Genomic DNA, 11821 nt, shown 5'->3' with positions numbered 1-11821 from the left:
TTTCGTAGACGCCCCAGGGCGTTTCTCGGGCGCCGCGACGTACAGTCTCCAGTTGTGGTGACGATCCTCGACGGCGGCCTGTCCAACGCGCTCGAAGCACGCGGTCATGACGTGTCCGGTGCCCTGTGGACGGCCCGGCTGCTGGATGAGTCGCCCGAGGAGATCGCGGCGGTCCACCGCGCCTACTTCTCCGCCGGCGCCGACGTCGCCACGACCGCCAGCTACCAGGCGAGCGTGCCCGGATTCGTGGAGGCCGGGATGACCCAGACGTACGCCACCGAGCTGCTGCGCCGCAGCGTCCGCGTCGCGCGCGAGGTGGCCGAGGAGGCTCCCGGGCGCCTGGTCGCCGCCTCGATCGGACCCTACGGCGCCTACCTCGCCGACGGCTCGGAGTACCGCGGCCGCTACGGGGTCACCGCGGCCACGCTGCGCGACTTCCACGCGCCCCGGCTGGCGCTGCTCGAGACCGAGGACCCGGACCTGATCGCGGTCGAGACCATCCCCGACACCGAGGAGGCCGAGGTGCTCGTCGACCTTCTCGACGACATCGGGCTCCCGGTCTGGTTCTCCTACTCCTGCGCCGGCACCCGCACCCGCGCCGGCCAGCCCCTGGCCGACGCCCTGGCGCTGGCTGCCGGCATCCGCTCGGTGGTCGCCGTCGGCGTCAACTGCTGCGACCCGGCCGATGTCCCCGCCGCCGTCCAGCTCGCCGCCGCCACCGGCAAGCCCGCCGTCGTCTACCCCAACTCCGGTGAGACGTACCGAGCGAGGTCGAGCGGCGAGCTTGCTCGTCCGCTCGCGCCGAGCGAGGGAGTGACCGCGCGCAGCGCGGAGACGTATGACGACGGCGCCTGGTCCGGGGATCCCCACTTCCGTCCCGGCGAGGCCCTCTCCTGGGTGCGCTCCGGGGCCGGGTACGTCGGCGGCTGCTGCCGCGTCGGCCCCGCCGAGATCGCCCTCATCGCTGCCGAGATGTCACATCTGCAGGCCGAGGCGTCAGGTACGTCGGCCGAGTAGGCATCGAGGTGCCATCTCGGCCGACGCGAGTGACGCCTCAGCGGGTCAGGGCCAGGCCATCCGTACGTCGGGGGTCTTCTCCTGGTTGGCGGAGCCGTCGGTGCGCTCGACCTCGCGCAGGCCGTGGCGGGCATAGAAGGCTCGCGCGGGCGTGTTCATCTCGAAGACCCACAGGCCGAAGCCGTCGGGGGCCAGCGACTTCACCAGATCGAGCAGCATCGCGCCCAGACCAGTGCCCTGCGCGCCCGGATGCACGAAGAGGTCGTCGAGCCAGGTCGGGGTGAAGGCGACGAATGCCGAGACCACGCCGGCGACCTCCGCGACCCAGACCTGCGCACCCTTCTGGGGCGCCAGGACCTTGACCGCCAGCCACTCCCGGATGTCCGACTCCGGGTAGATCGGAGCCGGCATCGGCGCGGCGGCGCGGGCCTCGATGTAGGTGCTGACGATCTCGGCGATGTCCTCCTGCTCCGCAGGGCGGAGCACCGCCTCAGTCGGAGTCGCGGATGACATCGAGCGCGTGCTGGAGATCGTCGGGGTAGGTCGACTCGAAGGCGACGTTCTCACCGGTCTCCGGGTGCTCGAAGCCGAGCCGCATCGCGTGCAGCCACTGCCGCTCGACCCCCACCCGCCGGGCGAGAGCGGGGTCGGCGCCGTAGGTGAGATCGCCGACGCACGGGTGCTTCAGCGCCGACATGTGGACGCGGATCTGGTGGGTGCGCCCGGTCTCGAGGTGGATCTTCAGCAGGGAGGCGAACCGATGCGCCTCCAGCGTCTCGTAGTGGGTCACCGAGTGGCGTCCGTCGGCCCGCACCGCGAACTTGTAGTCGAACTTCGGGTTGCGGCCGATCGGTGCGTCGATCGTCCCCTCGAGCGGATCGGGGTGGCCCTGGACCAGCGCGTGGTAGGTCTTGTCGACCGTCCGGTTGCGGAACGCGTTCTTGAGGACGGAGTAGGCATGCTCGGACTTGGCGATCACCATCACGCCCGAGGTGCCGACGTCGAGACGCTGGACGATGCCCTCACGCTCTTTGGCACCCGACGTGGAGATCCGGAAGCCGGCGGCCACGAGGTGACCGACGACCGTCTTGCCCTGCCAGCCCGGCGAAGGGTGCACGGCCACCCCGACGGGCTTGTCGATCACCACGAAGGCATCGTCGTCGTAGATGATCTTGATGCCCTCGACGATCTCGGGCTTGATCTCCAAGGGGTCGGCCAACGACGGGATCGTGGCGTCGAGCACCGACCCGGCGCCGACCCGGTCGCTCTTGGCCACCGGAGAACCGTCCACGGTCACCAGCCCCTCGGCGATCAGCTCCGCCGCTCGGGTGCGGGAGAGGCCGAACAGCCGCGCCATGGCGGCGTCGACTCGTTCTCCCTCCAGGCCGTCGGGGACCGTCAGCGTGCGCTGGTCGGCGTGACCGAAGCTCACTTCGCCTCGCCCTCGGAGCTGGTCCCCGAGCTGGTCTCGGCGTCGTCGGAGGCGCCGTCGATCGACCCGTCGAGCCCGATCCCCTTGAACGAGAGGATCACGATCATCACCGCGGCGACGTTGATGCACATGTCGGCGACGTTGAAGATCGGCCAGTTGGGCAGCTGCAGGAAGTCCACCACGTGCCCGAGGTAGAACCCGGGCTCACGCGCCAGCCGGTCGATCAGGTTGCCGCTGATGCCGGCGATCAGGATGCCGAGCGCGAAGGCCCAGCCGCGGTGACGCACCCGACGGGCGAACCAGAGCACACCGATCGTGGCCACGATCGAGAGCGTGGTGAAGATCCAGGTGTAGCCGGTCCCCGCCGAGAAGGCCGCTCCCGGGTTGCGGATGATGTTGAGCTGCAGCACCGAGCCGACCAGCTCCTGCGGCTGCCCGGGAACGAGTGTCGCGACCGCCCAGAGCTTCGTGAGCTGGTCGATGACCAGCAGAGGCACTGCGACGGCCGCGAACTCCGTCCATCGAACAGGACGCACGTCGGACTCAGGACCGGTATGCGCGTCGCTCAGCGACGCTCCTCGCGCTGCTTGCATGTCATGCACAGTGTGGCACGCGGGAACGCCATGAGCCGCATCTTGCCGATCGGCTCCCCGCAGGACTCACAGATGCCGTACGTCCCGTCCTCGAGGTGTCCCAGGACACGCTCGATCTGGGCCAGCTTGTCCTTCTCGCTGTTGACCACTGTCAGCTCGTGGTCACGCTCGAAGCTCGTCGCTCCCATGTCGGCCTGGTCCTGGCCGGCACCGTCGCCGGAGTCCTTCATCAGACCGGAGAGCTCGGTCTCGAGGGCGACGAGCACCTCGTGGCTGTGAGCCTTCATCTCATGAAGCTCGTCGATGACCTCGTTGAGCTCATCCTTGGTCCACGGGTCGTCGCCGTCCTTGACCTTCAGCTGGTCAGGAGAGACGACGGTCTTGGTTGCTTTCTTAGGCACGGCACTCGCTTTCTGGTGTGAGACACGGCCCCCGGGCCGCACAAGTGGTCAGGTTGGCTACGCGCTCGCCGTGGCCACCGACGTGGAAGCCATGATCGAGGGGCTGGTATTCCCAGAAAGCTCGGACGGCACCACCCAGATGCGTTCAACGGTCGCGACGACGCGACCGTTCATAGATACGGACATGGAGTCCCCTTTCTCCTGCCATCACTTCGCGCCGCCGAGTCGGTGCGGAGTGCGTGCCCGGAATGTAGCCCGGGATCGGGCGCTACTCAACAAACACACCGAAACTGCACGGATATTGGTCCGCAGCGCGGAAAAATCACCGATTACCCATACAGAACCGGCCTCACCTGCTAGAACTCGCCCAGCCTGGATGACCGAGACGGCAGCGGACGTACGCGTCGGCCGGCCCCGCGTTGCGGGACCGGCCGACGAAGTCTGACTACGAAGGCCTCAGCCTTCGTCCTCCCCCAGGATGGAGCGCAGACGCTTGGGCGCCGGGCCCGACTCGTTGACGGCGGCCGCCATGACGGGCGCCTGTGACTCAGCCGAGTTGTTGAGCGCGTCGAGCTGCTGCGTGAAGTAGCTCTTGAGACGCGAACGGTACTCACGCTCGAAGTTGCGCAGCGTGTCGACCTCGGTGGTCAGGTTGTCCTTCTCCCGCTCCAGCTCGCCGAAGAGCTGCTGGCGACGCTCGGCCGTCTCGCTGTCGAGCATCTGCGCACGGGTGCGCGCGTCGGCCTCCATGCGGTCGGCCTTAGCCTTCGACTCGCCCTCGAGACGCTCGGCCTTCGTGCGGGCCTCGCCGACGATCTTGTCGGCGTCGTTCTTCGCGGTGTCGATGAGCGCGTCGTGGTTGCGCGTGGCCAGCTCGAGCAGGCGCGCGGCGGCGTTGGACGCCTCCGGCACGGTCTCGACCCGGATCGTCTCGATCCCGCCGGTCTGCGGTGCCTCCTGATACATCGGCATCTGGTGCGAGACCGGCTCAGGAGCCGGCATGGGCTCCGGAGCAGGCGGCTCGGGAGCCATCGGGAAGGACGGACCCCCACCCGACTGCGCAGATGCCAACTTCCCGCGAAGGTCGTCGTTCTCCCGGGTGAGACGTGCCAGTTCGGCCTCGACCTCGTCGAGGAACTGGTCCACCTCGCCCATGTCGTAGCCCTCGCGGAGCCGGACGGGAGTAAAGCGCTTGTTGCTCACGTCCTCTGGCGTCAGCGGCATGACCTCACCCATTCATTACTCGTTTTGACTCAGACGTACGGACTGCACCGCCGGGGGGCGGCATCAGGTAATGCTGTCGAAACTCTAGCGCCTGTCCATAGACACGCCAGACGCGGACCGCATCCAGGTGCCCACAGGCAGGTGACGAAGGTCTCAGCTCTGGTTGAAGAAGCCGCCCTCGACGATCCTCTGCTTGGCCTCAGCCGTGACCGAGACGTTCGCAGGCGAGATGAGAAACACCTTGTTGGTGACCCTCTCGATGTTCCCATAGGTAGCAAAGATCAGGCCGGCCGCAAAGTCGACGAGCCGTTTCGCGTCGGGATCGTTCATCTCGGTGAGGTTCATGATCACCGGCGTGCCGTCGCGATAGTTCTCGCCGATCTGACGCGCTTCGTTGTAGGACGTCGGGGTCAGCGTGATGATCTTGGAAAGCTCTGCCACTGCAGGCACCACCGTTGCTCGTCGCCGCTCGGAAAGGTCAGCCACCGGAGCCGGGCGAGACTGCTTCGACCGCACCGGCGCCTTGACGGCCTGGTGGGAGCGGGTCTCGTCGTCGTCACCCTCGTAGACATCGTCGTCGTACCCGGTGTCCTCGAGCAGGCCGAGGTATTCACCGAACCTGCGCATCGCGCCGCTCATGCCGCCGCCTCCGTTGCGCAAGCGCAAGAATACGGACGCGGCAGCCTGAGGCCTGTTGCCGTTCGCTGACGCTCACTCATGCCGTCGCCACCTTCCCCAAAGTATTGCTGACCGAGACATTACTTGACAGTTGGCCTCTCTCCGAGGACCGCGGACCCGACACGTACGTGTGTCGCGCCATGGGTAATCGCCTGCTCCAGGTCTCCGCTCATCCCCGCCGACAGCACCGTCGCCTCGGGATGCTCGACCAGAAAGTCCTCCCGGATCCGCGCCAGCCTGACGAAGGCCGGCTCCGGTTCCTCACCGAGAGGAGCGACCGCCATCAGACCCCGGAGCCGGAGACCGTCGGTCGCCACGACCTCGGCGGCGAGATCGCGTACGTCACCGGGCTCTGCCCCGGCGCGCCCCGCACGCCCGGGCGGGTCGAGGGACACCTGAAGGAGCACGTCGATGATCTGACCGCGCTCGCCTGCGCCGCGGCTGAGCCGAGGCAGCAGCGAGGAGCGGTCGACGGACTCGACCACGTCGGCGTAGCCGGCCACGGCCGCCGCCTTGTTGGACTGGAGCCCACCGATGTAGTGCCAGCGCAGGCCGAGATCGGCGCACTCGGCCGCCTTGGCCGCGGCTTCCTGGTGACGATTCTCACCTACGTCGGTGACTCCGAGACCGGCCAGGATGCGTACGTCGGAGGCCGGGAAGAACTTGGTGACCACGATCAGGTGGACGTCCTCGGCGAGGCGTCCGGCGGCCGAGGCAGCCGTAGCGATCCGCTCGCGGGTCTCTGCGAGCCCGGCGGCGATCTCCTCGGTGCGACCGGTCGTCATCAGGCACCACGCAACCGGATCAGGGCGCCCAGCGACATGCCGGCGCCGTCGCGGCGGTAGGAGTAGAGGTCCTCGGACTCGCGGGTGCAGCGGCTGGCGTCGACCGTCTCGACGCCCTCGCGGGCGAGCTGGGCGAGCACTCCGGCGCCCACGTCGAGACTGGGGGTGCCCCAGCTCGTGGTCGCGCGCGCGGCCGGCTCGGCCGCGGCGATCTCCTCCTGCATCTCGGCAGGCACCTCGTAGCACTTGCCGCACACGTGCGGTCCCACCCAGGCCTTGATCCGGGTCGCGCCGAGCGCGCGCATCCGGGCGATGGTCGCGGGCACGACCCCGACCGCCATCCCCTTGCGCCCGGCATGGGCCGCGCCGATCACACCGGCCGTCTCGTCCGCGAGCAGCACGGGTACGCAGTCGGCGGTCCGGACCAGCAGCACCAGGTCACGCTCGGTGGTGACGATCCCGTCCGCCTCCGGGCGGGTGCCGCACTCAGCGTCGACGACCACGTCACCGTGGACCTGGTAGAGGTCGGCGAAGGGGCCCCCGTCGGCGAAGTCGGCCAGCAGCAGGCGGTGGTTCTCGGCCTTCGCCTCCGGCGAGTCCGAGCCGTTGACCGCCAGGTTGAGCTCGGCGTACGGAGCACGGCTGACCCCGCCGTACCTGTCGGTGAACGCCAGGTCGACGAGGCCTACTGAGGCTCGGAAGGAATACACGCCTTTGGGACCTACTTCAGACTGGGTCTACTCGAGACTTGAACTGCTTGAGACTGGATTATTTCAGGAAGTCGGGAACGTCGAGCTCGTCGTCGCTGTATTGGACGCTGGGCGCCGGCTTCTTGGCGACAGGAGCAGGCTCGGCGGGCGGAGCTGCAGGCGGAGGCGTCGCCGGGGCCGCAGGCGTGGCCGGCGGCGCTGCCGGGGTCTCCTCGGGCTCCTCGGTACGCCGGGTCGCGACCGCGGTGGCCGCGGCTGCGGTCTCACCGTTGCTGGCGGGCACAGGGGTGCTGGCGCGGCCGTGCACGGTGCCGAGAGCAGACTGGCCCTCGCGGCGCTTGGGCATGCCGCCGTCGAACCCAGCCGCGATCACGGTGACCCGGACCTCGTCGCCGAGCGCGTCGTCGATGGTCGCACCGAAGATGATGTTGGCCTCTTGGTGGACCGCGTCAGCGACCAGCGCGGCGGCCTCGTTGATCTCGAAGAGACCGAGGTCGGAGCCGCCCGCGATCGAGAGCAGGACGCCGTGGGCGCCGTCGATCGACGCCTCCAGCAGCGGCGAGGAGACGGCCATCTCGGCGGCTTCGACGCTGCGGTTGTCACCGCGGGCCGAGCCGATGCCCATCAGCGCCGAACCGGCGTTGGACATGACCGACTTCACGTCGGCGAAGTCGAGGTTGATCAGGCCGGGCGTGGTGATCAGGTCGGTGATGCCGGAGACACCCTGGAGCAGCACCTGGTCGGCCTGGCGGAACGCGTCCATCACCGACACGTTCCGGTCCGAGATCGACAGCAGCCGGTCGTTGGGGATGACGATGAGCGTGTCGACCTCCTCGCGGAGCTTGGCGATCCCCTCCTCGGCGGAGTTGGCGCGACGGCGGCCCTCGAAGGCGAACGGGCGGGTCACCACACCGATGGTCAGAGCACCGAGGCTCCGAGCGATCCGAGCCACGACCGGAGCGCCGCCCGTGCCGGTGCCGCCACCCTCGCCGGCGGTCACGAAGACCATGTCGGCGCCTCGCATGACCTCTTCGATCTCGTCGGCGTGGTCCTCGGCGGCGCTCTCCCCCACGCTCGGGTTGGCGCCGGCACCGAGACCGCGGGTGAGCTCACGGCCGATGTCGAGCTTGACGTCGGCGTCGCTCATCAGCAGGGCCTGCGCGTCGGTGTTGATGGCGATGAACTCGACCCCCTTGAGGCCGACCTCGATCATCCGGTTGACAGCATTGACGCCGCCGCCACCGATGCCGACGACCTTGATGATCGCCAGATAGTTCTGTGCAGCTCCCACGGTGGTCGCCCCTTCGATCGCTAGTTGGTTCTTACGGCCGGTTCAACCCTTACCCTCAGCCTGAGGGTTATAGTTATGTCAACCTCGCCGTTCTCAGAACAGTAGGCAGACGTACGTCCTCAAACTGGCACGACACGCGGATGCGGATCAGTTGTGCCGATCCGTTGCTGTCCGGTAGGGAAGACCCCGCTCCGGGTCAGCCGACGCTCTTGCTGGTGACGGGCTGACCCGGCACGGTCACGTCGTAGCGGGCCACATCCGGCTCCGCCTTCATCAGCGCGACCAGCACGTCGGCCTTGGTGTCGGACTGGGCACTGCTCCCCCAGACCACACGCTTGTCGTTGCGCAGCTCGAGCGAGATCGAGTCGACGGTGGTCACCTCGACGTGGTCGACCTTCTTGGCGAGGTCGGCCGGAAGGGCCGAGGCCACGGCGGCCGCCTCGCGGAGCGCGTCGGAGTTGGTGCCGGTCACGGTGTTCACCATCGGCAGGCCGGCCGGCGCCTTCTTGTAGCTCCAGAAGACGGTGCCGGTCTCGTCGAGCGCGCGCAGCCGCCCGCCGATGGAGACGACCGCCACCGGCGTACGTTCGGTGACGTCGACCCGGATCCTGTCGGGCCACTCCCGCGAGACGTTGACCGAGCGCACCATCGGCAGTCCGTTGAGCACCCGCACCTGCACGGCCTCCAGGTCGGCGGTGGCCAGCGGCTCCCCGATCGGGGCCGCGGCGAACTCGACGACCTCCTTGGCGTTGGTCATCTTCATCGTGCCGTGCGCCGAGGTGCCTTTGACCTGCAGCCAGGTGGAGAAGTAGACCGCCCAGATCCCGCCGAGCAGGAGGGCGATGACCAAGGTGCCGACGATGAGATAGCGCCACGCCAGCCAGCGCCGCCTCCACTGGCGGCGGGCGAACGCCTTGCGGCTCTTGAGGGTCGCCGCGTCGACCACCGGCCCGTCCGGCTCCGGGGTCGACTCGTTGCGCGGCTCGGAGCCGGACTTCGCCTCATCCGAGTCCGCGCTTCGCGCGGTCACTCCGGTCGTCTCGAGGTCGATCTCGCGCTCCCCGGAAGCCGACTGGGCGATCTCCAGGGCCTCGGCGATCTCGGCGTCCGTGCTTTGCGTGGCCGCTGCCTCGCTCGTCTCGACGCCCGACCCCTTCTCCCCCATGCTCGCCTCCCCCAGCGTTACTGCTCGGCCTTACGTAGCGTGTCGAGCACCATCGGGCCCACCTCGGTCACGGTACCTGCCCCGAGCGTCAGAACCAGGTCACCCGGACGCGCGCGGCGGGCCAGCTCGGCAGCGGCCTCCTCGAGCCCGGCGACGCTCGCGACCCGGTCGGGCGGCAGCGGCACCGCGTCGGCGACGAGCTTGCCGGTGACCTCGGGGTCGTAGTCCTCGCGGGCCAGGTAGACGTCGAGGACGACGACCTCGTCGGCGGCGCCGAGCACGCGGCCCATCTCCTCGCCGAAGATCCGGGTGCGGGAGACCATGTGCGGCTGGAAGGCGACGACAAGCCGCCCCTCCCCTGCCACGGACCGGCCGGAGACGAGGTCGCCGGCGATCTCGGAGGGGTGGTGGGCGTAGGAGTCGTAGACGCGTACGCCTGCGGCCTCTCCCTTGCGCTCCATCCGGCGCCGGGTGCCGGTGAAGGACTCCAGCCCCGCCTTGAGCAGGTCGAAGGAGTGACCCAGGCGCAGGCCCACGGTGAGGGCTGCCAGCGCGTCGGCGACGTAGTGGCGCCCGGGGATCTGCAGCGTGATCCGGCCGAGCTCGTCGAGCCCGTCGACGACGGTGAACGAGGAGGTGGTGCCCTCCAGGACGATGTCGACGGCGCGTACGTCGGCCAGCTCCGACTCACCGACGCCGACGAAGCGGCGGCCGAGCGAGTGGGCGACGTGGCGCAGGTCGGCGGCACCGGGGTCGTCGATGATCGCGACCAGGAACCCGTCGGGAGCCAGCCGCCCCACGAACTGGGCGAAACCGTCGCGGTAGGCCTCCTCGGTGCCCCACTGGTCGAGGTGGTCGGCCTCGACGTTGGTGACGACCGCGGCGTACGGCTTGTAGACCAGGAAGGCGCCGTCGGACTCGTCGGCCTCGGCGACGAACAGGTCGCTCGAGCCCTCGGCGGCGTTGGTGCCCGAGGCGGCCAGCTCGCCGCCGACCGTGTAGGTCGGCGCGGCGCCCGCAGCCTGCAGGGCGACGGTGAGCAGCGAGGTGGTCGTGGTCTTGCCGTGGGTGCCGGCGACGGCGAGGACGCGACGGCCCTCCATGACCGAGGCCAGACCGGCCGAGCGCGGGTAGATCCGCAGACCCTTGTCGCGCGCGGCGACGTACTCGGGGTTGTCCTCGCGGATCGCGGTGGAGACGATCAGGGTGTCGACGCCCTCCACCTGGGAGGCGTCGTGACCGACGAAGACGGTCGCGCCCTCCTCGCGCAGCGCCGCGACCATCGAGGAGTCGGCACCGTCGCTGCCCGAGACCTCGATCCCGCGCGCCAGCATGACCCGGGCGATCGCCGAGAGGCCCGCACCACCGATGCCGATGAAGTGGACCCTGCCCAGCTGCTCGGCCGGGAGGATGTGCTCAGGAACCGGAACTCTCACGATCTTCCTCCGTTCGCTGCCGTCTCCAGCACGATCCGCGCGAGCCGCTCGTCGGCGTCGCGCGGAACCAGGTCGCTGGCGGCCTTCGACATCGCCTCGAGTCGGGCGCGGTCGGTGACGATCGGCGGCACGTTAGCGGAGACCCAGCCGGCGTTCATGTCGGCGTCGGCGACCAGCATCGCGCCACCGGCCTCGACGACCGCCCTCGCGTTGAGAGACTGCTCGCCGTTTCCGATCGGGAGAGGTACGTAGACGGCCGGCACTCCCACCGCGCTCGCCTCGATCACCGAGTTGGCACCGGACCGGCAGATCATCAGGTCCGCCGCCGCCAGGGCGAGGTCCATCCGGTCGACGTAGTTGAGCACGTGGTAGCCGGGGCCGGGCGAGACCAGCTCATTCTTGGGGCCGATCACGTGGAGCACCTGGATCCCGTTGTTGGCCAGGGTCCGGTAGGCGCCGGAGACCGAGTCGTTGATCGTCCGGGCGCCCTGAGAGCCGCCGGTGACCACGATCGTGGGGCGGTGCTGGTCGAGCCCGAAGAAGCTGCGCGCCTCGGCGCGCAGCGCCCAGCGGTCCATCGTCGAGATCATCCGGCGGATCGGCAGCCCGATGTACTCGGCCTTGGGCAGCTTGGTGTCCGGGAAGCTCACCGCGACCCGGTCGGCGACCCGGGCGCCCGCCTTGTTGGCGAGCCCGGGCATCGCGTTGCCCTCGTGCACCACGATCGGGATGCGACGTCGCTTCGCGGCGAGGTAGGCGGGCATCGAGACGTACCCGCCGTAGCCGACGACGACGTCCGGCCGGATCCGGTCGAGCACCTCGTAGGTGGCCTCGACCGCGCCCTTCAGGTTGACCGGCACCTTCAGCAGATCGCTGCTGAGCTGTCGCGGCATCGGGACCGGGGGGATGAGCTCGAGCGGGTAGCCCGCAGCCGGCACCACCTGGTTCTCCAAGCCGCGAGGAGTGCCGAGGCAGGTCACCTCCACGCTCGGATCCAGACGGCGCAGGGCATCAGCCGTGGCGAGCAGGGGGGATGTGTGTCCGGCGGTGCCACCGCCGGCGAGGAGGGCCTTCATGATGCGTCAGAAC

At 69.2% G+C, this 11821-nt stretch carries 13 protein-coding genes; 1 reads left to right on the top strand and 12 read right to left on the bottom strand.

The annotated features are described in order from the left end of the window. Positions 1-54: 54 nt before the first annotated feature. On the top strand, positions 55-1017 hold the full coding sequence (mmuM, locus tag BJ988_RS05960) for a homocysteine S-methyltransferase (RefSeq protein ID WP_179657175.1): 963 nt from the start codon (positions 55-57) through the stop codon (positions 1015-1017). A gap of 45 nt (positions 1018-1062) precedes the next feature. Here mmuM and BJ988_RS05955 read toward each other — a convergent pair whose 3' ends face one another. From BJ988_RS05955 to murG, 12 genes are all read right to left on the bottom strand, one after another. Next, positions 1063-1503: a GNAT family N-acetyltransferase gene (locus tag BJ988_RS05955; protein WP_179657174.1), complete on the bottom strand. Its 441-nt coding sequence runs from the start codon at positions 1501-1503 to the stop codon at positions 1063-1065. 4 nt (positions 1504-1507) lie between these two features. Next, the gene (locus BJ988_RS05950; protein WP_246321763.1) at positions 1508-2374 is read right to left on the bottom strand and encodes an RluA family pseudouridine synthase; all 867 of its coding nucleotides are present in this window, start codon (positions 2372-2374) and stop codon (positions 1508-1510) included. A gap of 71 nt (positions 2375-2445) precedes the next feature. Next, positions 2446-3042 carry a signal peptidase II gene (lspA, locus tag BJ988_RS05945; RefSeq protein ID WP_218860611.1) on the bottom strand — a complete coding sequence of 199 codons (597 nt, stop codon included), beginning with the start codon at positions 3040-3042 and terminating at the stop codon, positions 2446-2448. Further along, positions 3015-3443 (bottom strand): TraR/DksA C4-type zinc finger protein, encoded by a 429-nt coding sequence (locus BJ988_RS05940; protein ID WP_179657171.1) that lies wholly within the window; start codon positions 3441-3443, stop codon positions 3015-3017. The genes lspA and BJ988_RS05940 overlap by 28 nt, the downstream gene beginning before the upstream one ends. 456 nt (positions 3444-3899) lie before the next feature. Beyond that, a complete protein-coding gene (locus BJ988_RS05935) occupies positions 3900-4679 on the bottom strand; it encodes a DivIVA domain-containing protein (RefSeq protein WP_179657170.1) in 780 nt (259 codons plus the stop codon). 141 nt (positions 4680-4820) lie between these two features. Beyond that, entirely contained in the window at positions 4821-5306 is a 486-nt protein-coding gene (locus BJ988_RS05930) for a cell division protein SepF (RefSeq protein ID WP_141803932.1), read from the bottom strand. Between the two features lie 119 nt (positions 5307-5425). After that, the gene (locus BJ988_RS05925; protein WP_179657169.1) at positions 5426-6130 is read right to left on the bottom strand and encodes a YggS family pyridoxal phosphate-dependent enzyme; all 705 of its coding nucleotides are present in this window, start codon (positions 6128-6130) and stop codon (positions 5426-5428) included. After that, on the bottom strand, positions 6130-6840 hold the full coding sequence (pgeF, locus tag BJ988_RS05920; protein ID WP_179657168.1) for a peptidoglycan editing factor PgeF: 711 nt from the start codon (positions 6838-6840) through the stop codon (positions 6130-6132). The genes BJ988_RS05925 and pgeF overlap by 1 nt, the downstream gene beginning before the upstream one ends. A 58-nt stretch (positions 6841-6898) precedes the next feature. Continuing rightward, complete coding sequence (gene ftsZ, locus BJ988_RS05915) at positions 6899-8131, bottom strand: cell division protein FtsZ (protein WP_179657167.1); 1233 nt, start codon at positions 8129-8131, stop codon at positions 6899-6901. Between the two features lie 196 nt (positions 8132-8327). Next, positions 8328-9296: a cell division protein FtsQ/DivIB gene (locus BJ988_RS05910; RefSeq protein WP_179657166.1), complete on the bottom strand. Its 969-nt coding sequence runs from the start codon at positions 9294-9296 to the stop codon at positions 8328-8330. Positions 9297-9313: 17 nt separating this feature from the next. Next, complete coding sequence (gene murC / locus BJ988_RS05905; protein WP_179657165.1) at positions 9314-10732, bottom strand: UDP-N-acetylmuramate--L-alanine ligase; 1419 nt, start codon at positions 10730-10732, stop codon at positions 9314-9316. Further along, positions 10729-11808, bottom strand: coding sequence for an undecaprenyldiphospho-muramoylpentapeptide beta-N-acetylglucosaminyltransferase (gene murG, locus BJ988_RS05900; protein WP_179657164.1), 1080 nt, complete (start codon positions 11806-11808; stop codon positions 10729-10731). Before murG ends, murC begins: the two co-directional genes overlap by 4 nt. Positions 11809-11821 lie beyond the last annotated feature (13 nt).

It is taken from the genome of Nocardioides panzhihuensis, assembly GCF_013408335.1.
Classification (GTDB): Bacteria; Actinomycetota; Actinomycetes; order Propionibacteriales; family Nocardioidaceae; genus Nocardioides; species Nocardioides panzhihuensis.
The sequence above is the reverse complement of the archived record's forward strand: the minus strand, read 5'-3'. Positions and strand labels throughout refer to the sequence as shown.

What these genes read in the sequence shown, in the direction of transcription:
- murG (WP_179657164.1), bottom strand. Translation starts at nt 11,808, where the DNA reads ATGAAGGCCCTCCTCGCCGGCGGTGGCACCGCCGGACACACATCCCCC.
- BJ988_RS05910 (WP_179657166.1), bottom strand. Translation starts at nt 9,296, where the DNA reads ATGGGGGAGAAGGGGTCGGGCGTCGAGACGAGCGAGGCAGCGGCCACG.
- BJ988_RS05950 (WP_246321763.1), bottom strand. Translation starts at nt 2,374, where the DNA reads ATGGCGCGGCTGTTCGGCCTCTCCCGCACCCGAGCGGCGGAGCTGATC.
- BJ988_RS05935 (WP_179657170.1), bottom strand. Translation starts at nt 4,679, where the DNA reads ATGGGTGAGGTCATGCCGCTGACGCCAGAGGACGTGAGCAACAAGCGC.
- BJ988_RS05930 (WP_141803932.1), bottom strand. Translation starts at nt 5,306, where the DNA reads ATGAGCGGCGCGATGCGCAGGTTCGGTGAATACCTCGGCCTGCTCGAG.
- BJ988_RS05925 (WP_179657169.1), bottom strand. Translation starts at nt 6,130, where the DNA reads ATGACGACCGGTCGCACCGAGGAGATCGCCGCCGGGCTCGCAGAGACC.
- lspA (WP_218860611.1), bottom strand. Translation starts at nt 3,042, where the DNA reads ATGCAAGCAGCGCGAGGAGCGTCGCTGAGCGACGCGCATACCGGTCCT.